Origin of the sequence: Deinococcus aquatilis DSM 23025 (assembly GCF_000378445.1) — a bacterium.
Lineage (GTDB): Bacteria > Deinococcota > Deinococci > Deinococcales > Deinococcaceae > Deinococcus > Deinococcus aquatilis.
Genome location: NZ_KB899721.1, coordinates 1 through 21,747, shown reverse-complemented (window position 1 = coordinate 21,747; position 21,747 = coordinate 1). Strand labels below are relative to the sequence as shown.

General features: G+C 62.1%; 18 protein-coding genes and 2 pseudogenes. 10 read left to right on the top strand and 10 right to left on the bottom strand.

The genetic code is table 11. The features are described from left to right. Window positions 1-72 precede the first annotated feature (72 nt). The gene (gene eutC / locus F561_RS0114830) at window positions 73-840 is read right to left on the bottom strand and encodes an ethanolamine ammonia-lyase subunit EutC (RefSeq protein ID WP_019010747.1); all 768 of its coding nucleotides are present in this window, start codon (window positions 838-840) and stop codon (window positions 73-75) included. Then, entirely contained in the window at window positions 837-2,255 is a 1,419-nt protein-coding gene (locus tag F561_RS0114825) for an ethanolamine ammonia-lyase subunit EutB (RefSeq protein ID WP_019010746.1), read from the bottom strand. The genes eutC and F561_RS0114825 overlap by 4 nt, the downstream gene beginning before the upstream one ends. Before the next feature lie 244 nt (window positions 2,256-2,499). Between F561_RS0114825 and F561_RS0114820 the strand changes: the two genes are divergently transcribed. Together F561_RS0114820 and F561_RS0114815 are read left to right on the top strand one after the other, a co-directional pair. Continuing rightward, complete coding sequence (locus F561_RS0114820; RefSeq protein ID WP_245556534.1) at window positions 2,500-4,269, top strand: ABC transporter ATP-binding protein; 1,770 nt, start codon at window positions 2,500-2,502, stop codon at window positions 4,267-4,269. Window positions 4,270-4,358: 89 nt separating this feature from the next. Next, window positions 4,359-4,814 (top strand): DUF4174 domain-containing protein, encoded by a 456-nt coding sequence (locus F561_RS0114815; RefSeq protein ID WP_157451896.1) that lies wholly within the window; start codon window positions 4,359-4,361, stop codon window positions 4,812-4,814. A gap of 10 nt (window positions 4,815-4,824) precedes the next feature. Here the strand turns inward: F561_RS0114815 and F561_RS25575 are convergent, their stop codons facing one another. The 3 genes from F561_RS25575 to F561_RS0114800 form a co-directional block, all read right to left on the bottom strand. After that, window positions 4,825-5,364: a hypothetical protein gene (locus tag F561_RS25575; RefSeq protein ID WP_019010743.1), complete on the bottom strand. Its 540-nt coding sequence runs from the start codon at window positions 5,362-5,364 to the stop codon at window positions 4,825-4,827. Window positions 5,365-5,396: 32 nt separating this feature from the next. Then, window positions 5,397-5,714 (bottom strand): membrane protein insertion efficiency factor YidD, encoded by a 318-nt coding sequence (gene yidD / locus F561_RS0114805; RefSeq protein WP_019010742.1) that lies wholly within the window; start codon window positions 5,712-5,714, stop codon window positions 5,397-5,399. A gap of 99 nt (window positions 5,715-5,813) precedes the next feature. Then, window positions 5,814-6,269 carry a response regulator gene (locus F561_RS0114800; RefSeq protein ID WP_019010741.1) on the bottom strand — a complete coding sequence of 152 codons (456 nt, stop codon included), beginning with the start codon at window positions 6,267-6,269 and terminating at the stop codon, window positions 5,814-5,816. Window positions 6,270-6,322: 53 nt separating this feature from the next. Here F561_RS0114800 and F561_RS0114795 point away from each other — a divergent pair, with 53 nt between their 5' ends. Then, on the top strand, window positions 6,323-7,555 hold the full coding sequence (locus tag F561_RS0114795; protein ID WP_019010740.1) for a sensor histidine kinase: 1,233 nt from the start codon (window positions 6,323-6,325) through the stop codon (window positions 7,553-7,555). A gap of 128 nt (window positions 7,556-7,683) precedes the next feature. Here F561_RS0114795 and topA read toward each other — a convergent pair whose 3' ends face one another. Both topA and F561_RS0114785 read right to left on the bottom strand, forming a co-directional pair. Further along, the gene (gene topA / locus F561_RS25570) at window positions 7,684-9,894 is read right to left on the bottom strand and encodes a type I DNA topoisomerase (protein WP_019010739.1); all 2,211 of its coding nucleotides are present in this window, start codon (window positions 9,892-9,894) and stop codon (window positions 7,684-7,686) included. A 102-nt stretch (window positions 9,895-9,996) separates the two neighbouring features. Continuing rightward, window positions 9,997-11,268 carry a hypothetical protein gene (locus F561_RS0114785; protein ID WP_019010738.1) on the bottom strand — a complete coding sequence of 424 codons (1,272 nt, stop codon included), beginning with the start codon at window positions 11,266-11,268 and terminating at the stop codon, window positions 9,997-9,999. 203 nt (window positions 11,269-11,471) lie between these two features. Between F561_RS0114785 and F561_RS0114780 the strand changes: the two genes are divergently transcribed. Continuing rightward, window positions 11,472-12,497 (top strand): hypothetical protein, encoded by a 1,026-nt coding sequence (locus F561_RS0114780; RefSeq protein ID WP_019010737.1) that lies wholly within the window; start codon window positions 11,472-11,474, stop codon window positions 12,495-12,497. Window positions 12,498-12,509: 12 nt separating this feature from the next. On the opposite strand, the gene F561_RS0114775 is transcribed toward F561_RS0114780, so the two are convergent. Next, a complete protein-coding gene (locus tag F561_RS0114775; RefSeq protein ID WP_019010736.1) occupies window positions 12,510-13,268 on the bottom strand; it encodes a DeoR/GlpR family DNA-binding transcription regulator in 759 nt (252 codons plus the stop codon). Between the two features lie 412 nt (window positions 13,269-13,680). Between F561_RS0114775 and F561_RS0114770 the strand changes: the two genes are divergently transcribed. After that, window positions 13,681-14,550 carry an ABC transporter substrate-binding protein gene (locus F561_RS0114770; RefSeq protein ID WP_019010735.1) on the top strand — a complete coding sequence of 290 codons (870 nt, stop codon included), beginning with the start codon at window positions 13,681-13,683 and terminating at the stop codon, window positions 14,548-14,550. Here F561_RS0114770 and F561_RS25565 read toward each other — a convergent pair. Beyond that, window positions 14,533-15,222, bottom strand: a complete 690-nt coding sequence (locus F561_RS25565) for a transposase (RefSeq protein ID WP_019010734.1) — start codon at window positions 15,220-15,222, stop codon at window positions 14,533-14,535. The two genes, F561_RS0114770 and F561_RS25565, sit on opposite strands and share 18 nt — an antisense overlap. A gap of 41 nt (window positions 15,223-15,263) precedes the next feature. Continuing rightward, window positions 15,264-15,818 carry a helix-turn-helix domain-containing protein gene (locus F561_RS30340; protein WP_026298939.1) on the bottom strand — a complete coding sequence of 185 codons (555 nt, stop codon included), beginning with the start codon at window positions 15,816-15,818 and terminating at the stop codon, window positions 15,264-15,266. Window positions 15,819-15,960: 142 nt separating this feature from the next. Here F561_RS30340 and F561_RS27920 point away from each other — a divergent pair. The 5 genes and pseudogenes from F561_RS27920 to F561_RS27915 all read left to right on the top strand — a co-directional run. Beyond that, window positions 15,961-16,746 (top strand): annotated as a pseudogene (locus F561_RS27920) (transposase). Window positions 16,747-17,084: 338 nt separating this feature from the next. Next, complete coding sequence (locus tag F561_RS27260) at window positions 17,085-18,017, top strand: eCIS core domain-containing protein (RefSeq protein WP_019010731.1); 933 nt, start codon at window positions 17,085-17,087, stop codon at window positions 18,015-18,017. A 1,088-nt stretch (window positions 18,018-19,105) separates the two neighbouring features. Next, entirely contained in the window at window positions 19,106-20,020 is a 915-nt protein-coding gene (locus F561_RS30520; protein ID WP_019010728.1) for an IS982 family transposase, read from the top strand. A gap of 125 nt (window positions 20,021-20,145) precedes the next feature. After that, window positions 20,146-21,175: pseudogene (locus F561_RS25550) on the top strand (IS4 family transposase). Between the two features lie 279 nt (window positions 21,176-21,454). Beyond that, the coding region (locus F561_RS27915; RefSeq protein WP_245556533.1) for a helix-turn-helix domain-containing protein at window positions 21,455-21,747 on the top strand (293 nt) is incomplete at its 3' end.

Genomic DNA, 21,747 nt, shown 5'->3' with positions numbered 1-21,747 from the left:
AGGCCGTGCAGCAGGGCATTCACAGGCCACAGCAGGGCAGCACTGGCAGGGCAAAATGTCTAACTTTTCACATCATTCCAATTGCCCTTCCAGCAGCAAATCTGTGTCTTTGAGTTCGACTCCGCTCAGGCCGCGCCGCAAAGCTCGCACGGTCAGCGAGACCAGTCGCCGCGCCGCTTCGCCTGCATCCAGTCCTGCCGGACGAATATTGGACACGCAGTTGCGGGCAGAATCGAGCGTGCCGGGGCGTGGATCATAGGTGAGGTACGCGCCCAGACTGTCAGGACTGCTGAGGCCGGGGCGCTCTCCAATCAGGTGGATGACCAGCCGTGCGCCCCACAGTTCGGCAGCTTCATCGGCCAGGGCAACGCGGGCCTGAGTGGCGATCAGCACCGGGGCGACCTGCAACCCCGCCGCGTGCAGACCGGGCAACAGCGTGTGCAGCACCGCCGCCGCCTGCCGCTGGGCCGCCAACGCCGAGAGGCCATCGGAAACCATGATCAGGATGTCGGGGGTAGGGGTGCGGCGTGTGGCCCGCAGCAGCTGGGCTGAATCGGGATGCAGCCTGCGGCCCAGGTCGGGGCGGCGCAGATATTCGGAACGGTGGGCGGCCTGACTGCGAACCTGCACCACCTCACCGCCCAGCGCCTGTGCCAATGCAGCCACATCCAACTCTGCCTGCACCGCGTCGCGGGCCAGGGCGTGGGCCTGCCCAAAGCGCAGCAGTTCTGCGGTGGGCAGCGAGGTGCCGACCCGTCCCAGCGCAATCCGGGCGTCGGTGTACTCGCGCAGACGTTCCCAGGGAGTCAACAGCTCGGGCAGGTCAGGCGGGCCACTCATCCGGCCCCCAACTGGCGCAATTGCTCGCGCAGCGGCGAGCCAGCCGGGGGCAACTGCAGTCTCCCCTCCCGCGTGATTCCGGTTCCTTCCAGCCAGGCGGCAAATTCGGGCGCAGGCGGAAAGCCGAACACGGAACGCACATACCAGGCGTCGTGAAAACTGGTGGACTGGTAGCCCAGCATGATGTCGTCGGCCCCCGGCACGCCCATGATGAAGGTCACGCCCGCCGCCGCCAGCAGGGTCAGCAGCCCGTCCATATCGTCGGAGTCGGCCTCGGCGTGGTTGGTGTAGCAGATGTCGCAGCCCATCGGCAGGCCCAGCAGCTTGCCGCAAAAATGGTCTTCGAGGCCCGCCCGCACGATCTGTTTGCCGTCGTACAGGTACTCGGGGCCGATAAAGCCGACCACCGTATTCACCAGCAGCGGCGAATAGGCCCGCGCCACCGCGTAGGCCCGCGCCTCGGCCGTCTGCTGATCCAGACCCGCGTGGGTACCCGACGACAGGGCACTTCCCTGCCCCGTTTCAAAGTACATCACGTTCTGGCCGCGCTGCCCATCGGCAAATAAGCTTCCCCGCCCCAGCGACTGCGCGGCCTCATGGGCTTCGGTCAATAGGGCCAGATCGATGCCGAAGCCCGCGTTGGCCCCCTGCGCTCCCGCCACCGACTGAAACACCAGATCCACCGGTGCGCCGCGCTCGATGGCCTGCAACGTGTTGGTCACATGGGTCAGCACGCAGGTCTGAATGGGCGCACCCAGCCCCTGCCGCAGATCGTCCAGCATGGTCAGCAGGCGCACACAGGCGTCCACGTTGTCCAGCGCCGGATTCACACCGATTACCGCGTCGCCCGCACCGAACATCAGGCCGTCCAGGGTACTGGCGAGAATGCCGCGCAGGTCGTCGGTAGGGTGATTGGGTTGCAGGCGGGTCGAAAAGTGCCCGCGCCGCCCCAGCGTAGTGCGAAAGCGCGTGATCACCTCGCATTTGCGGGCCACCAACACCAGATCCTGATTCCGCATCAACTTGCACACCGCCGCCACCATTTCGGGGGTCAGGCCGGGGGCCAGCGCCCGCAACGCTTCCGGCGTGGCCGCGTCCGACAGCAACCAGTCCCGAAATTGGCCCACGCTCAGGCCCGACACAGGCGCAAAGGCGGCGGCGTCGTGGCTGTCCACGATCAGGCGCGTCACCTCATCGTCTTCGTAGGGAATCAGCAGGTCTTGCAGAAACAGGGTCAGCGGCAATTCCGACAGGCACAGCCGCGCCGCTTCCCGTTCGGCGGCGCTGCGGGCGGCCAGCCCCGCCAGTTCGTCTCCAGCCTTGCGGGGCGAGGCTTTGGCAAGTACGTCTTTCAGGTCGGCAAATCGGTGGTGTGTGCGGCCCAGGGTGGCGCTGTAGAGGGCGGCGTCAGACATACGCGGTGACCTTGACCATACGCGAACCATACGCAGTGAAGCTGAACATGGCGAACCTCTGACGGGAAAAGGGCGGGGACGGCGCGAATGCGAGCAGTGTAAGTCAGTTTTCCGGCCAGCGCCGACCCAAGAGTAGACCGCACAATAGACCGCCCGGAGACCTGTCCAGAACCTTAACGAACGCCCCCCAAGGCAGCGCATCGCCCTGTGAGTGCCCGCCGCCCTGCGCTACGCTCGCCCGCATATGTCCATGTCGTCTCGTCCCAGTTCACCTGCCCCTGACCGCTCGGTGGTGCGCCGCCTGTACGGACTGCTGACCCCCTACCGCCGCACCGTGTTCCTGGGCATGCTGTGCCTGATCGGAAGCGTGGCCGCCGAACTGTACCCGCCGCTGGTGTGGGGCCGGGTGGTGGATGTGGGCCTGATGAAGCGCGACTGGAATTATATCGGCTGGCAACTGGCGCTGCTGGTGGCGATCTTCGCCGTGCAGCAGGTGCTGTCGGCGTGGCGCGGCCTGCTGCTGGAGCGGGCCGGGCAGCAACTCACGCTGGACCTGAGAATGCGGCTGTACAACAAACTTGCCGGGCAGTCGGCGGCCTACTTCGAATCCCAGCGCACGGGCGACCTGCTGTCCAGGGTCACGGCGGACGTGGACGGCATTCAGGACGTGCTGCTGCGCGGCACCGACGCCGTGCTGGGCAACGCCCTGAGGCTGATTGGCGTCATCGGTATTTTTATCGCGCTGCAACCGGTGCTGGGCCTGATGGTCACGCTGCCGATGGTGCTGGTGGCGCTGATGCTGACGCGCTACAACGCCAGCGTGCGCCCCGCCTACCGGGCGGCCCGGACCCGCCTGGGCGACCTGTCGGCGCTGGTGGCCGACCGCCTGTCGGGAATCCGTGTGGTCCAGGGTTTTGCCCGTGAAGAGGCCGAGGCGCAGAAGGTGGCGTTCATCGGACAGGCGCTGTATGCCGAGGGACTCAAGGCCGTCAAAATCCGTAACCGCACTTTTCCACTGGTGCGCTTCGTGTCCAATTTCGGCAACATCATCATGCTGGGCGGCGGCGTGTGGCTGATCATGGCGGGGCAATTCACGCTGGGCGGCCTGCTGGCCTACCGGGGATATGGGCGCTACTTTTACGGCCCCATCGATGATCTGGTGAATATCAACGACCTGCTTCAGCGGGCCGAGGCCAGTGGGCGGCGCATTTTCGAGGTGCTGGACGCGCCTGCTAGCGTCAGCGAACGCCCGGGCGCACAGCCTCTGCCCCTGCCTGCACGCGGCGAGGTGGTCTTCGAGAACGTGACGTTCGGCTACGATCCGGCCCAGCCGGTGCTGCGCGGCCTGAATCTGCGGATCCGGGCAGGCGAACGGGTGGCCCTCCTGGGCACGTCGGGCGCGGGCAAAAGCACCCTGATGGGCCTGCTGACCCGCACCTACGACCCCGATCAGGGCCGCGTGACGCTGGACGGACACGACGTGCGCGACCTCACCCTGCCTTCCCTGCGCCGGGCAGCCAGCACCATGCAGCAAGACACCTTCTTGTTTCACGATTCGGTGCTGGAGAACGTGCGCTATGCCCGCCCGGACGCCGCGCCGCAGGAGGTGCAGGACGCGCTGGAGGTGGCCGGAGCCAGCGAATTCGTGGCCGCGCTGCCACAGGGGCTGGATACGGTGGTCGGAGAGCGCGGCGTAAAACTGTCGGGCGGACAGCGCCAACGCCTCGCCATCGCGCGGGTGCTGCTGGCCCAGCCCGCCGTGCTGCTGCTGGACGAACCCACCAGCGCCGTGGACACCACCTCCGAGGCCGTGATTGTGGAAGCACTGGAACGCCTGATGCGTGGGCGCACGGCCCTGATCGTGACCCACCGCCTGTCGCTGGCCCGCAGCGTGGACCGCGTGATCGTGCTGGAGGGCGGCCAGATCGTGGAAGAGGGAGCGCCGGAGGTCTTGCGGCGGCAACAGGGACGGTACGCCGAACTGGAACGGGCGGCGCAGTTGGTGGCGGGGTAAAGAGGAACCGGCTGCCTGAGATTCAGAAGGTCATCCCACCTTCAGGGTTTTCGGGAGGGCGTCCCATCCAGCGGCTCTACGCTGGGGCCATGTCCACCCTCCGCCCATTGATGATCGCCGCCCTGCTGGGTGCGGGCCTGACAGACGCCGCCTCTGCTCCACTGACCCAGTCACTGGCCCAGTCATTGACTCAGTCATTGAGTCAGGCCCGGGGGCGGGAGCGCGTGCTGATCGTTCGTAATCCGCCCGCCACCTATCTGCAGGAGATGCGCCGCCAGGACACCGAGTTGCAGGTCCGCGACCTGCGCATCGTGGCCCTGCTGCCTGCCGGAGACGCCCGCCTCAAGGGGCCACTCACCCTGATGCTGACCCTGTTGGTGGATCAGGGAGGTAAAGAAGGCAAGCCGTACGGCCCGGCCACCCTGATCGGCAAAGACGGCGGCGTGAAGGCCAGCTACAGGGCATTTCCGGCGCTGAGCACGGTCAACGCCCTGATCGACACCATGCCTATGCGTCAGCAGGAACGGCGGGAGCGGGGGCGTTAGACGCGGCTGCCTATTCCGAATCCATCCTGCGGGCGAGAGCTGCCGCAGCCAGACCTCCGGCCAGATACCAGGCGGCGGTCAGCAGCGGCGTGAGGGGAGCGCGTGCGCCCGGTTGCCTACCCAGGCCCAGCGGTTCGGGCAAAATCACCGCGCCCACTCCAGCTGCCACGCCCAGCACGCCGCCGCGCTTCCAAGCTCCTCCGGACTTGCCCAGACCCACCAATCCAAAGTAGATGGAATTGGACAGGAGATCGCCCAGCAGCGTCCAGCGGTAGAGGGCCGGGCCGCGTGGTGGGGTCACGTCCAGCGCCTGAAGAGACTGACTGAGGGCACGCTCGCCAATAATCTCGATGCGCGGGGCATGGGGCATCATCCGCCGTACCGTTTCGTTCAGCAGGGTCACGGTCACGGCTCCGGTCAGCCCGGTCAGGCCGAGGCGTATCCAGCGTCGGCGGCGGGCCTGAGCCTCGGTGGTGGGGGCGGGCAGGTCGGCGGGGCGGGGCAATGCGGTCAGGTCGTCCGGTGTGTTCAGGTCAGGGTTCAGGGTCATGGAAAGCCTCCGGGGAAGGAATGAAAGCAGCGTCAGCCGCAGCGGAAGGGAATGGGCAACGGCCCGCAGCAACACACCCCACGCACCCGCGCCCCGCTGGTCATCTGCGGGCCGATCGGGAGTTGACCGAAGGCCCCCCGGCAGGCCTGAAAACGGGCACGGACAGCGGGGGCGCTGCCCATCAGGCCCTGTTCTCCGATCAGGCGGGCCACTGCCGCAGAGCAGGATTCGCCCCCGTACAGGGCCGCGTGGGCGCACCGGAACCCCTTATAGGGCGACAACCAACGCTGGTAAAAGCCGATGACCGACAGCGCCGAGGTATCGAGTGCAGCAGCAGAAAGCAGGGTCATGCCCGAGCCTAGCCTGACGGCCCGCCAGCGCGGTTGAGGACAAGGTAAAGACAGCCAACGATCAGAACCTGGGTGTGCGCCGCGCCGTCTGCGGTTTCCTCAGCTCTGCAAACTCATGTCGGACAGGGTGGGCAGCCGTACCACGCCGCGCCAATAGGCATCGATGGTCGCCATGATCCGCGTGTATTCCGCATAGGTGCTGGGTTTGACGACGTATCCGCTGGCCTGCCGGTCATAGGAGCGGTGAATGTCGTTGGGATCGTCGGAAGTCGAAAGGACCAGGACAGGAATGCGGCGCAGGCCATCGAGGCTCTTGGCACGCCGCAAAAAGTCGTGCCCGTTCATGACTGGCATATTCAGATCAAGAACGATCAGGTCAGGAATCGGGACCGCCACATACCCTTCGGCGCGGTTCAGAAAATGCAGGGCTTCTTGGCCGTTGACCACATGGTGAAACGACACGTCTGCCGAAACCTCTTCCAACATTTCCTGAAACATCAGCGCGTCGGCCAACTCGTCCTCAACGAGCAAGACCGTGAAAGGTGCACGGGACATAGGCATACTGTAGGGTATATGTCCTCTTCTTCTGGCCTGATCCTCAAACAATAATGGAGCCTTTACCGTTCCCGGCGCGGCGTTACCTGCTGGAAGCCTTCGATGCCCTGCTGACCCAGGTGGCTGTCCTGGCCGCTGACGGCACGATTCTGGAAGTGAATCAGGCCTGGACAGCCTTTGCCCAGGAGTCGGGCGGCGGCGACACGGTCGGCAGCAACTACCTGCGTATCTGCGACGCGGCGCAGGGGCCAGAGCAGGCCGACGCACACGCCACCGCAGCGGGCATCCGGGCCGTCCTGGCAGGCCTGCAACCTGCATTCGAGCTGGAATACCCCTGTGATACGCCCTATCAGCGCCGATTTTTCGTGATGCGGGTCACCTGTTTCGAGCAGCGTCAGCAGCGGTTGGCACTGGTGGCCCACGAGGACATCACCCGCCGCAAGCTGGCCGAACTGGAGGTGGGGGCACTCAACCGCACGCTGGAAGAGCGAGTCGCCGAACGCACGGCGGAATTGCAGCAGAGTCAGGAGGCCCTGGCCCGCCTCAACACGCAGCTGGAAGCCAGCCAGCAGGCCATCGAGAAAAAGAATCAGGCCCTGGAAGACAGCAACCGCGACCTGGCCCAGTTCGCTTTTGTGGCCTCGCACGACCTTCAGGAGCCGCTGCGCACCATCGGGGTCTACGCCGATGTGCTGCGCCACCGCTACCAGGGCACCCTGGACGCACGGGCCGAGGGCTATCTGGGCCACATCGGCGAGCAGGTGACGCGGGCACGCCAGCTGGTACGAGACGTGCTGACGCTGGCCCAGGTCAGCATGCAGCCCGAGTTGAAGCTGCTGGCACTCGAACCCCTCTGGGAGGAGGTGACGGCCAGCCTGCCCTGGCCCGCAGACGCGCAGTGGCACGCCGGGCCGCTTCCGCCAGTGCTGGCTCAGGAAGGTCAGATTCGGCAACTCCTGACCAATCTGCTCAGCAACGCCATCCGCTTCCGCTCTGCGGCCCCGCTGATCGTGAGCCTGCGGGCGCAGGTCAGGGGGGCAGAGGTGGAGTTTTCGTTGCAGGACAACGGCATCGGACTGGCCCCCGAACACGCCGAGCAGGTCTTTGTGATGTTTCAGCGCCTGCACAGCCGCAGCGAAACGGGTGGCAACGGCATTGGCCTGGCGGTGTGCAAAAAAATCGTGGAGCGGCACGGCGGGCGAATCTGGCTGGAGTCGGCCGGAGCAGGCGGAAGCGCGGTTCATTTCACGCTCAGGGCCGCGTCTGAAGACGAGCAGGCTCCGTGATGCCACTGGGTTGTACCGCTAGTCAGATCACTCGGCCAGAACGTTCTGTCGGCGCTGAGTCATCAGAAGCGGGCGTCAGGGGCGCAGGTGCTGCGAATCCTGAGTTGTGGGCGAGTCTGGAACCCTCTTCAGATGCCGGATTTCTTGCCCCGCCGCCTGACCGTGCCTGCTCCGGTACTGGCAGGCTGGGTTTCTGTCTTGGCCGCCGCGCTTCTGGCCGCCGTGGTCTTGCTGGCCTTCGCTCTGGTGGCCTTTGTTCTGGCGGTCGTGCCCTCAGGAGCCGGTGCACCCGCTCTGGCCGCGCCTTTGCCCGTGCGCCGCGCCCGTTTCTGAGACGGCGCTGCCGATCCAGTCTGACCCCGCCCAGATTGACCTGTCCTGGCCTGACCCGTTCCAGCCGTTGCCTGGAATGTGCCTGCCAGCAGCGTGGGCAGGTCGTCTGCGGTGATCTCGCCTGGAAGGGCGTGGGACGGCCAGGGCACCTCCCGCACAGGCAGATCGGGCAGGGCGAGGCGCAGGCGCGGCCCCTGCAAGCCCGCGATCAGGCTGGCTCCGGGCAGGTGGGGCAGGGCCAGAACTGCCGCTTCCCGCCGTGCTCCCTGCACCGCCGGGGCCAGCCCATTCGTCCAGAAGCGCGTCAGGTAGGCGACCCGCGTGATCTGACCGCCCGCGATTTCGTCCAGCCCAGCTTCCATCGTGGCGGTCAGGGTGCGTTCCAGCACATCGGGCAGGTGGCGCGAGAGGTAGGCGACCACCAGGAGGCCCGTGGCCGTGACCGCCAGATGTTTGCCCAGACCCACCGCGTAGCCGCGCAGATGCAGCGTATTGACGGTCTGTGCGTAGGTGCTGGGCCGCCCGATTCCGGCCTGTTCCATCGCCTTGACCAGCGTGGCCTCCGAGTAGCGGGTGGGCGCACTGGTCTTCTTCTCTTCGGGTTTGCGGGCCTTCAGGGGAAAGGTCTGGCCCACCGTCAGGGCGGGCAGGGGCGGATCGGCAGCGTCGTCCTCTGCGCCCGTCAGCGCCGTGAATCCGGCCTGCGTCAGCACGCGCCCCGAGGCGGTCAGGGTGGCCGCGCCGCAGTGCAGGGTCACGCTGGTCTTGTCGTACAGCGCGTCGTGCATCTGTGAGGCCACCGTGCGCTGATAGATCAGGCGGTAGAGGGCCGCGTCCTGCCCGCCGAGGCCCAGCTCATCGGCAGAATGCCAGGGGCCGTGGCCTGCGGGGCGAATGGCTTCGTGGGCTTCCTGTGCGCCCGCGCTGCGGGTGGCGTACTGGCGCGGCCTTTCGGGTACGGCCCCGGCCCCGAACAGGCGCACGGCCTCGGTTCGGGCCGCGTCCAGCGCCTCATCGCTCAGGGCCGGACTGTCGGTGCGGTGGTAGGTGATGTGGCCGCCCTCATAGAGCCGCTGGGCCGTGTCCATCGCGGCTTTTGCGCCCATTCCCACCCGGCCCGCCGCCTGTTGCAGGGTGCTGGTGGTCAGCGGTGGCGGGGGCCGTACCCGCACCTCACTCTGCTCGACCTGGGTCACGCTGGCCGCCCGGCCATCCAGATGGGCCGCCAACGCCGCCGCCCGCTCCGCGTTCAGTTGCAGCACGTCCACGCCGGGTTTCAGCGCTCCATCGGGGGTAAAGTCGCTGGCTCTGGCGAGCGCCTTGCCTTCCGGAAATTCCCGGCTCTTGACGGCCACCACGGTTGCCACGAACGGCGGCGAGGTCTGGGCGTCGGCGCGGATCAGCCAGTAGGCGGCGGGCACGAAGCGCATGCGGGCCAGTTCGCGGGCGGCCAGCAGCATCAGGGCCGCACTCTGTACCCGGCCCGCGCTCAGGCCGCGCCCCACGCTGTTCCAGAGCAGCGGAGACACTTCCCAGCCCACCAGACGGTCGATGACGCGCCGCGCTTCCTGGGCCGCCACCAGTTGCAGGTCCAGCGGCCTCGGATGGGCCACTGCCCGCAGCAGGGCCGCTTTGGTGATCTCGGTAAAGGTCATGCGCTGCGGGTCTTTCACCCCCAGCAGGCGCGACAGATGCCAGCTGATCGCCTCACCTTCCCGGTCGGCGTCGGAGGCGAACAGCACCCGGTCTGCCCTGGCCGCCGCCGCCTTCAGGTCGCGCACGGTGGCGGCCTTTTTGGACGGAACCACGTAGATGGGCACAAACGTTTCGGGGTTCACGCCCAGATTGGCCCAGGGTTCGTTCTGGTATCTGGCGGGCAACTCGGCCTTACTGGCAGGCAGGTCGCGCACATGGCCCAGGCTGGCCTTCACCACGTAGCCGGCCCCCAGAAAACTGGCGATCTTTTTGGCCTTGGCCGGGCTTTCCACGATGACCAGAGTGCTCACGGCTCTACTGTGGCAGATGCGGCGGGGCAGGAATAGGACAGTGTGCTGTGGGCGCTAAGCCAAAAAGCGTGCGGACCAGGGCCGCCCCCGCCCCGGCAGAATTCAGGGCCGAAAGCGCCGCAACTGCGCCCGGTACACGCCGCCCACATCCTCCCGCCACGCCAGCACCACCGCGCCCGAGGCGTCCACGGCCACCGACGGCGAGCGGGCGTCGCGCTTGAGGTTCAGATTCACCGCGCCTTCGTTGCCGCTGCCGAGGTCCTGCCAGACGCCGCCCTGCCAGCGGGCCACATGTACCTGGCCCACGCCTGCACGCTCCTCCACCCACGCCGCCACCGGCTGCCCGTCCCGGCCTATCGCCAACGAGGGCGCGGAAGCCGAGGCCTCACCCAGCCGCCCGCCCAGCGCCGTCCAGGCCGTTCCGTTCCACTCCGAAACGTACAACGCGTCCTCGCCGTCCTGATCTTCCAGCCACGCCACCACGGGTTGCTCCTGCGGATTCAGCACCATGCGGGTGGAGGCGAGGTAGGAGTTGGGGCGGCGGTTCAGCGGGCCGCCCAGGGCTTCCCACGCCGTGCCTGTCCAGCGTTTCGCGAACACATTGCTCTCCAGCACCTCGCCCTGCAACCACGCCACCGTGGGCTGCCCGGCGGCGTTCAGGGCGATGGCGGGCGTTCTGGAAAAGGCGCTGACATCGTTGAAGGCGGGGCTGCGGGTCCACGTTCTGGCCGCCTCGTCCCAGCTCCTGACGGTCAGGCGGCTGCCGTACGGCTTGCGGAGCCACTCGCCCCACGCCAGCACCGGCTCCCCGTTCCGGGCGGCCACGGCGCGGGTGCGGGCCGCGTAGGGCAGGTCGTCGCCCAGATAGCGTGGTTGCCAGCTCGTCCACGCTCCGTTCTGGTAGGCCCGGAACACCACCACATCGTTATCGCCGTAGTTTTCGTTCCAGACCAGGACAGGTGCGCCGCCCCCGTCGAGGGCCAGATTCAGGCTGGAAATGGGCCGGGGATCATCGTAATTCAGTGATCCGCCGAGGGGTTGCCACGCCGGGGCACCGTCGTCGTCGGTGCTCTCGGCCCGCCAGGCGGTCAGGCGACGGGCCGTGAACAGGCCGCGCCCGCTGTTGAACGTGCCCGAATCGGACATCAGGGCCAGCACCAGCGAGCCGTCCGGGGCAGCCGCCAGCGCCAATTCGCGCACCGGGCCGCGCAGAGCTGCTCCGGTGGGAACGGGCAGAGTGGCCACCGCTGAGCTGGACTGACGGGCGGCGGCTCCGGGCAGCAGAACCACAAGCAGCGCGGCCCACAGGATTCGGGCCTGTGGACGGCGGGCTGGACGATCAGGCAGCAGCTCTGCACTCACCGCAGGAATCATGATTCATTGTGCAGCCTGGGCCGCGCTGCGGACAATGCGCCGCCCCTTTCTCAGCGCCTCCGCTCCCCCATATACTTTTGGGGTGAGGCTCCGGCAGGCTGCCTGCGGTCATCTTCCCGTTCCACTCGCTTCCCAGTCGCCGCGCTTCAGCTGCCTGTGCCCCACAGTCCAGCCGAACTGAATCGGCGCTGCTGGAGGACGATATGGGCAAGTGGAAGGGGGGGCTGGTGTGGCGGCTGATCCTCGCGCTCTTGGTCGGCTGGGGGCTGCCGAACGTCTGGGGAGTAGAGGCAGCGGCGCAAACAACGGCGCAGTCATCGCCCACCGCCGAGGTCGGCCCATTCCGGGCCAGGGTAACGGACGTGCGGGCCAGCTCGGTCGGAGCCAACCGGTTTCTGGCGGTCAGCCTGCGAATAGAGAACAAGGCGGCGCGGCCCCTGATCCTGGGACTGGTGCGCGGGTCGGCCCTCGCCACCGACGACCAGGGCCACCGCTACGTGATCGGCAGCGACGCCGGGGTTCGCGGCATCGGCACCGTCACCGAGCGCAGCAGCGATCCCTCTTTCGTAGTGGCTCCCGGTGCGGGCAGTGACCTGCGGCTGGAATTTCTGTGGCGGCCCGGCGCGGGCGACCGGATCGGCAGCACCTTTGGCCTCGATCTGGTGCTGCGCGAGCTTCAGCCCACCGCCGCCGGACAGCTGACGCTGGGTGCGCCGTATACGCTGCAATTCCGCAGGTTACAGGTCACGCCTCCCGGAACCGAACAGGCCGCCGTGCAAAATCTCGGACCATTTACGGCCAGAGTCACCGACCTCAGCGCCAGCGTATCGGCCAACCGCCGTGACCACCTGCTCAGAATCAGCGTAGAACTGACCAACACCACCAAAAACCCGCTGATTCTGGCCTACGTGGGCACCACCGGCACCGTCACCGACGAGTTGGGCCACCGCTACTTCTGGGGCACGGCGGGCACCCACGACACCAGCGCCTCCGGCATAGGCGTGCTGGAGGCGCGGCAGGCGGCCACCGACCTGCAACTGCAACCCGGCGAGGCGCGAACGGTGGTCTTTCAGGTGTTCCGGCGCGGCATGGAGGGCGGACTGGGCAAAATTTACCGGGCCGATCTGGTGCTGGCACAGCTCGAAACCCTGCCTGCTCCAGGGGCCAGCCAGCAGGTGCGGGTGGTGCGCCAGTATGCCCTGGGATTCTCCAATCTCACGGCCCGCTGACGCCTGAGCGCCCTACACCATCAGAATGCGCAGTCCCAGATCGCGCAGAGGCTGCACCTGCTCCGGCTTGCTGCGGTGATCGGTGATCAGGGTCTGCACGTCGGCGGTGGGCATGATGAAGGCGGCGGCCACCTGCCCCAGCTTGCTGTGATCGGCCACCACGACGGTTTCGCGGGCAAACTGCACCATTCGCACCTTGACTTCGGTCTCTTCGTGATTGCTGTTGGTCACGCCCTGCACGGCGTCGACGCCGTTGCAGCCGAGGAACAGTTTGTCGGGCCGAAAGCGCGAGAGCATATCCAGCCCGTAGGGACTGACCAGCGAGTGCTGAAGCCGCCGCAGGCTGCCGCCCGTGACCACGACATGCACGTTCGGCAGGCGTTCGAGTTCCAGCGCGATGTTCAGGCCGTTAGTGATCACCGTGACGCCCGTCAGGGTCAGCGGCAGGTGGCGGGCAATTTCGGTGGTGGTGCTGCCCACGTCCAGAAACACGGTGTCGTTGTTCTGGATCAGGGCCGCCGCCGCCTGCCCGATCCGGCGTTTGGCCTCGGCGTGGTGCTTGCGCGATTCTTCCAGCGGCGTTTCGGGGTAGGGCAGCAGGGGCCGGGTCGCCCCACCGCGTACGCGCCGCAACAAACTCTGGTCTTCCAGTTCCGCCAGATCGGTACGAATGGTGACCTCCGACGTGCCCAGCACCACCGCCAATTCGGAGACGCTGACCCGCTCTTTGTGGTGCAGCAGCGAAAGAATCTCGATGTGGCGCTGCCTCATCTGCGGCCTCCTGTGGGCTGAGCCGGGGGGCCATGTCCAACGTAACGGCTGTCTTCAAACACCTCTCCACACTCCCGGATGACGCTGCTCAAGAATGAAAGCAATGAAAGTTTCAACTTCTGACAAACAGGCCAAAACGATCTGGTTGAGCTGTTATACAGCAATGAAGTCTGTTGAGTGAGCAACAATGACGAAAGTAATGGGGTGGTCAGTGCAAGGCAGCCGCTTGACAAACCGCGAGAATTGGGGGTAAATAAAGATACATCCACGTTTCATAAGGTGTAGTCAGGTGTTGCCCAGTTCGGGCAGCATGCAGTGCTGACTTCCGTCTTCTTGACCAGACTTCCGGCCCACAGCGGCGGGAGCTGGGAACGCCCTCACCCGTCCTGCCCAGGACGACAAGGATGGAGCCATGAAACAGAAGCGCGCCCTGACCGCCGTACTCGCGACCGCCGCCGCCGGACTCACTGTATTTGCCGTGGCCCAGGGGCTGCCGAAGCTGGCCCAGAAAGCCACCTACAAGGTCGGCTTCGCCCAGACCGAAAGCAACAATCCTTGGCGCCTGGCCCAGACCAAGAGCATGCAGGACGAGGCCAAGCGCCTCGGCTACCAGCTGGTCTACACCGACGCGGCAGGCTCGGCAGCCAAGCAGGTCAGCGACGTGGACAGCATGATCGCCCAGCGCGTGGATATGATCTTTCTGGCACCCCGGGAAGAAAAACCGCTGGCCGCCGCAGTGAAAAAAGCGCGGGCCGCCGGAATCCCCGTGATCTTGCTCGACCGCAACGTCGATCAGAAGCTTGCCAAGGCAGGCACCGATTACGTCACCTTTATCGGCTCGGATTTCGTCAAGGAGGGCCAGCGCGTGGGCGAATGGCTGGTCAAGGCCACCAAAGGCAAGGCCAAGATCATCCAGCTGGAAGGCACGACCGGGTCTTCTCCAGCCAATGACCGCCGCACAGGATTCGTGAACGCCATCAAGGGGCAGCCCGGCATGAAGATCATCGCTTCTCAGACCGGCGACTTTGCCCGCGACAAGGGCCGCCAGGTGATGGAAACCCTGCTGCAGGCCCACCCCGACGTGAACGTGGTGTACGCCCACAACGACGAAATGGCCATCGGGGCGATCGCCGCGCTGGAAGCCGCTGGCAAGAAACCTGGCAAAGACGTGCTGGTGCTGTCGATCGACGGTGGCCGCGAAGCCGTACAACTGGTCATCGACGGCAAAATCAACTATTGGGTCACTTGGTCAAGGCATGAGGATTCAGTGGATGACCTGTAGAGTGTAAGCACCAGACCCACCCAGAGAATGTCGTTGTGTCTGAGCCCGCTGACGGCGGGCTCGTCGCTTGCCTCCCCAGATAAAGGGTGTCGGGTGCTGATTCCATCCTCGTGCTGTGGCTTCCAACCACTCAATGAGTTGTGTTGGATTGGTGGGAGACTGACCTGCGAGCGCGCGGCGGACGAGGATGCGCTGAATGGACTCGGCCATGTTCAACCAACTGCCTGCAATAGGCGTATAGAGCGGCATGATGCCCTGTGCCATCAACCAGTGCACCAGTTTCGGGGTCTTGTGTCCACTCAGATTGTCCAACACGAGCAACATCCGCAGGGGGGGCAACTTCTCCTGCAGCGTCCATTTCACACTCAGTCCTTCCTGCCAACGCTCCCAAATGGCTCGGTTCTCTGCCGGTGGCACTACCTTTGCCTCTGGCAGACTCGCCAAGATGTCGGTCAGGGTCTGCTGCATCCAGGGATGCAGCACAGCATTCGTGCAGCTCGTGACGCCTTGAACGCGGACTGCTCCGCTGGCGGGGTGGAAGAGGGTCAACAACTTAGCAGTGCCCGCTCGAATGTATTCGTGAGACTGACGAGCAGGTTCGCCTTGCGGTTGCCAACTGGATCCCAGGTGGGGAATGGCCTGATAGGGGCCAGCTTCGTCTTCCGTCCACACCGCTATTCCACCTTGTTCAGCTTCGAGGTAGGCACGTTCAATCAGCTTTTTTTCGCCTCAGCATTGGGGTCAGTCACCTTCACCACGCCACTCTTACGTTGTCGCTGCGCCACTCCCGTCTCGCACCACGTCCGGTCTCGCTGCCACGTCAGGCCGGCCTCGCGTAACACACCCAAGATCGTGTACGTGCTGAGCTGCTCAAAGCCGGGCTCACGGCGCAGGACCCGTTGCAGTGTCGAGAGCGACCAAGTCGCTGTCCCGTCCTGTTCTCGATCTGGCGGACGACGGGCGGTGTCGAGAATCCGGTTCCGCTCAGCGGAACCGTAAGTACGGGGAGGACGCCGACTTGGACGTGTGGCCAGTGCGTTGAGACCGTGTTGGTTGAATCGCGCGACCAAGTGAGCCACGCCATCCCCTGAGGTTCGACCCGCCTCTTGCGCCGCCTGGGTGTAGGGCAGACCAGCGGCAACGCCGAGTAACACCTTGGCACGCCCGACCACCACCACGGCACCGTGATGCGATCGGCTTAATCGCTCTAATTCCAGACGCTCTTGATCCGTCAGGGGACGCAGCGGGTTTTTCTGGCGACGAGGCATATTCAAACCTTACACCTTCACCAAGTGACCCACTAGAGTTCCTCATCCAGTAGGCATAACGTTCGAAAATCTTCTATGTTTTGATGAATAACCGCGAGTAGGGGTTGATCTGTAGCGCAAAACATGCGAAAGGGACGGTACTATGGGCCGTCCCGACCTCACTTTACAATCGCTTTCCACCGCTGTTACCCTCCTCAGTCACTGGATCGCACCCCACATTCCACCGAAACTGCTCCATCCACACGAAAACATTTCGGACGCTGACCTCGTGGCCGTCGCACTGCTTCAAAAACTGCACAAGGTGCTCTATTTCAGCCGGCGGTGGCAATTTCTGAAGCCGAACCACTTTCCGCACTTCCCCTCTGAACCGCAAGCCCGAATCCGGCTCGCGCGATTGACCCCTGTCTTCGAGTAGCTGGCTACCGAAGTCCAGACACTGGACTTCGTCGCTGTGGATTCGGAGCCGCTTCCTGTCTCGACCTTCAAGCGAGCGCCACGATGCGAATTTCGTGGCGCTCGTTATGGATTCAGCACGGCTGGGCCGGTCTATGGCTTCAAATTGCACGCTTGGAGTGCGCTGAACGGCAAGATCGTTAAATCCGAGATTCGTCCTGCGAATGAGCACGATTTCAGCGTGCTGTGCGAAATGAATAGGGATTAGCATGCTTATGGCGGGCCAAAACAGATCGGAGATAAAGACTACCAGTCGGGAACGTGCCTGACACCTCCAAAGGTCAATGCAAAACGGGTTGATCCATGCTGGAAGCCGGAACATAGGGCGGCCAGAACATGTGTGGAGTCGGCGTTCTCGGTGGTTGTAGGTGCAGGACTGCGCTGGGGTCAGGTCAAAACACACTTGAGCCTGCCATTAAAAGTGTCTCTGAATGTCCTGGCGCACAACACGAAATTCATCGACCTCAACGGTTGATTCTCCAATGGGCAGTCTCTATTCGCGGTAGGCCAATTTGGCAGTCTTTTTGATGACCCGATGTCGCGTTTAGGGTGTACGATTGGGAGAGGGGGTGAACTTAGTCTCGTCAGATATGCATAGCGACATCCACGTCTCAGCATCCCTTATAGGCCTCTAACAATGTTCTTCCGTAGGTGTAAAGAGAGTTATAAAACTAGTCATTGACTTGATCGCTACTTCGATTCTATATAAAACTGTACAAGCTATTATATTTATATATTTCGCCTAACAACCGCTGATTGTATCCTGTGAGCTTTTTTATACTAACAGAGAAATAGTGTAAAAGGAGACCTGTAATGAAAATAATGAGATTCATTACCGCCTTGTCGCTTCTTTTGTTTATAAGCTATGCCAGCGCCAGCTGGCTTAGTAAGATTACAGGTATTAGCATCGACTTTTCAACAGCGACAGTAAAGTTTTCAAAACCTGAGCCAAAGGCCATCCCTGAGATGCTAAAGAATCTTCCGAAAGATGCTGCTCAGTTCTTTTTGAATCCAGCGGGAAACGCTTTAGCTTTAGCTATTCGAACCTCAAAAAATGCAGCGAAAAACACTAAGCCTCTTCCAGATTCTTTGAAACAAGAATTAACAGGGTACTTTCCAAAAGAAATTCTCGACCAAGTGCGCTGGACCGACAATCCTGGTAGCCTATCTCTCGCCAAAATTTTGAGAGACTGGCTGAAACAGGAGGGGGCGATAACGCTAGATAACGTTATTGTCTTTAGTAATAGCAATCTACTAAATGATACCGAGCTAGTTGCGCATGAGCTCACGCATGTCATGCAGTATAGGGCAATGGGTATTGACACCTTCGCCAGTGTGTATATATATGCTTCTTACGATTTAGAGACACAAGCACGCCAGACAGCATCTGGAATCATCAGTGCCAAGCTCAAGGAGCAGAGGAACTTAGTTCAGATTGATCCTGGATACTCAAAGTCTGAGCCTATTTCCAGCATTATGGTCGCAAACATAGTAAGGAATCTCGGCAAAAATGCATTCAAAGGTGTTGCCAGAGACTGTCTAAGGCGTGTAAATAACTTCTATGCTGTGAATAAGTGTTCCCAGAACATAAACGTTCTAGTCCTAACTCTTAAAAATGGCGGCGGTGAGGAGCAGGTCTATTGTCAAGGCAACCTGAATGTATGCACACTACGACCCAATGGCACTATTCCAGTGAAAACTATCAAGGGCCGGGATATTACAGACGTGCTTGTAGAGTGGCCCTAAATTAACTGAGATACGATTCTCAAATCCTACTTTGCTGAGAAAAACAAATAACTACGGCACGTGCATCACAGGCGCAGTAAGAACAGTTTGTAGATCCCACCGTAAGCATGTTCAGATCAACTCTGCGCCGTGTGAAATAGCCACAAGGAGTGGTGGGCCACACGTAGACACCATCCGAAAACAACGCTATCTATTCGCGGTGAATGAATCAATGTTAGGGACTAAGTAGGTTGCATTTAACATCTAGAGTTAGGCACGGCCCGCCTTGCTCGCTTGAGGCTTGTTGAAGCGAAGTTTATCTAGATGTTAAATGCAATGTACTTAACTTTGTAATTTTCGACTTTGGTCGGAATGGCGGCGACGAGCGTCACTTCCTTGCCGTAATTTTCTGGCCGCAGCGCATCCCGGTTCACTGACATCTTACGAGTTTTCAAAACGATGTCTGGAACGCACTTTTGGCCCCATAGTGGGGTGTGAACCCAAAAGAACCGCGCTCCAGACGCCTGTATTCTGACATCCTCACGTGCTTTTCAAGGTCGCAACATCGAGCCTCGTTTGAGGTGTTCCTCGATCTGTTGCTGGATGGTTCTGGCCGGCCTTTACCAGAACGGGCCACCGTGAAATCACCGGCAGCGATCAGCCGGTTTCTGAATCACGCCGCGTGGAACACCCGGCAGTTCTGCCGGGTCATGCGCCAGCATGCCCTGCAACTGTTACAGCATGAATGGCGACTTCGGCCTCATCAGCGACCTCGCCTCGACCTGCTGGTCGATTTGACCAGCTTGGAGAACAGTGGCAAGTTCGCTGACCTTGACGACTGGATGCACACCTTCAACAGTGTTCATGGCGTCCATCTGGTGGTGCTGTATCTGTGTTGTGGTCAACTCCGGTTGCCTTGGGCCGTTCAGGTGTGGCGGGGCAAAGGAACGCCCTCACCTGCACAACTGGCCCTGAAGTTGCTTCGTACACGTGAGTTCGGGTTAAGCTTATTAGCGTACTATCGCCATGTATTACGCTTAAAGACGAACATTTGGCGAGAGTTGAGGCTCACTGAGATGATTGGTTTGGACACCCACTCAGGAGCCACCATGAACATACTCGAATTGTTTTGCGACGTCGACGACTTCTGCCAAGCTCTCCCACCCTTCCAAGTGTCGCTCACCAAACCTGCTCTCCCAGAGCAGGCCCTGCACTCCCACCTCATCCGGAATCGTCCCACTGGACTGCACCTCAGCGAAATCATGACGATCCTCATCGCCTTCCATCAATCGAGCTACCGTCAGTTCAAGGCGTACTACACGACGGAAATCCTGACGCATGGGCGAGCCGACTTCCCAAAAGCGCTAACCTCTTCCCGTTTCGTCGAATTGATGCCACGGGCGCTGCTGCATCTGGTGATCTCCCTCTATCGCAGCTTCGGGGCGTGTACCGGGATTTCTTTCGTTGACTCCACCAAATTGGAAGTCTGTCGGCTGAAGCGGATGAACACCCACCGGGTGTTCAAAGAGAACGCCGCCTTGGGCAAGACCTCCATGGGCTGGTTTTACGGCTTCAAGCTGCATTTGATGTGCGGCGACACGGGTGAACTGCTGTGGGTGGGCCTCACTCCCGGAAATGGAGATGACCGCGCAGCCTTGCGGGATTTTTTCCAGCACGGCCTGTTTTCCCTGTTTGGGAAGGTGTTTGCAGATCGCAGGTACATTTCACAAGCCCTCGTCACTGAGCTCCTGAAGGAGCACCAAGTGGCGTTGCACACCCGGCTCCGCAAGAACATGAAGTGCGCTGTCCCCGTGTTGAGCGAAGATGCTCTCTTCCTCAGGAAGAGAGCCATCATCGAGTCCGTCATTGACCAACTGAAAAACATCAGCCAGGTCGAGCATTCCCGTCACCGCAGCCCCGTCAATTTCATGGTCAACCTCGTCTGTGGACTGATTGCCTATTCACGTCAGCCCAAGAAACCCTCGCTAATCCCTGAAGCAGGACCTTTGAAGCTCGCCGCTTAACCCGAACTCACGTCTAGGAGGTTCTGGGCTTTGCGCTCGTCATGGATTCGAATATGGCCAAAGGCTGACTACCAGTCAAAACTCCTGCGGATATGAAAAAGCGGCTCCCATAGCGTGTTTCTGCGATGAAGACACACCAGAGCCGACACCCACACGAGACCTTGCAGACTGCGCTGCGATCTACCTTCCCAGTTGATGCCCGTCGCCTTAAAGTCTTCGCAGCCTTAATTCTCACCATGGTGCAAGCTCGCAGCGTGGTGGTCTACACCCTCAAGACCCACGTCGAGTTGCCCGGATCACTGGAAATGCGGTATCAGCGGTTGCGCCGCTTTGTCCGCTTCGCATTCCCTGAACAGCTATTTGCGCGTTTTGCTCTGTCCTTCCTGCCGGACGGCGAACTGCATCTCATTCTGGATCGCACCAACTGGAAATTGAGTAGCCAGGATGTCAACATTCTGTTGCTCTCTGCGGTCTGGGACGACTTCAGTCTGCCGCTGATGTGGACGCTGTTGCCCCATGGGGGCTGCAGTTCCCAACAGACGCATGAAGAGCTTCTGAGCCGATTCCTTCAGTATTGTCCAGAGCGCTCCGTCAGCAGTCTGCTTGCAGACCGCGAGTTCATTGGCAAGTCGTGGTTCACATTTTTGAACCAACACAGGATCGTCCCTTGTATCCGTCTGCCAGCCACGGCGACCGTTGGAACGGGCAGCTTTCCAGTCTGGGCATGTTTCAAAAAGCTACAGGTGGGTGAAATCCGTCCTTGGCACCGCCCTCTGGTCGTTTACGGCGTGTCTTTGCGAGTGTGTGCCACCAAGAATGCCGCTGGAGAAGTGCTGTATTTCGCGTATCGAGGCCATGCTTCGGTCAATCTCCGCCGCTACGCTCAGCGCTGGCAGGCAGAAAACCTGCACTCCGCCCTGAAAACCCGAGGCTTCAATCTCGAAGATACGGGCTTGACTCAGGCTGAACGCGTCTCAACCCTGCTCATGTGCGTCTCTGCGGCATTCATCTGGGCCTGTGAAGCGCAAGAAACATGGACACCGTGCGGTGTCCATGTTTCGACTGGGGCTGGATCATCTGCAGGATCTGTTGCTCCACCCTTCGCCCTCGTCCTGGCGGGCGTTACACGCCCTGATGCCGAGTTTTGACTGGTAGTCGGGGCTGAAGAACTGCGACCAAGCGATGGTTCGCTCAAATTTCTAGCGCCGCTTGTATCAGCGCAGCGGTCATCCATCTTGTGTCTTCTGCTTCTTGCGGGTCGGCGCAATTATTTCAACTCCCACCGTGGCCAGTTCTGCATCCAGAGACAGCTTTTTAGAAAAGTTCACCCACGACTACAGCTTCAACCCTTTCTCGAAGTCTCTGCGGGTTATCGGAACTCAACAATTATTTTTGAACCTAGTGGGTCACTTGCCATAGGTGTAGGGTATGAGGATGGCTCGTGTCCAGAAGAACCCGCTGCGTCTCCTGACCGAAGAAGAACGCACCATGTTGGAGCGATTGAGCCGGTCGCATCACACGGCCGCGATCATCGTGGGTCGGGCGAAGACGATTCTCGCCGTTTCGACGGGTGTGCCGTATACCGAAGCGGCTCGGCTGTGCGGGCGTCGATCCGGTGAAGGGGTCGCGCGTCTGGTCTCCCGCTTCAATCAACATGGGTTAACCGCACTCCAAACCCGTCCAGGTGGGCGTCCTCCAGTCGTTTACGGTTCCGCTGAGCGGAACCG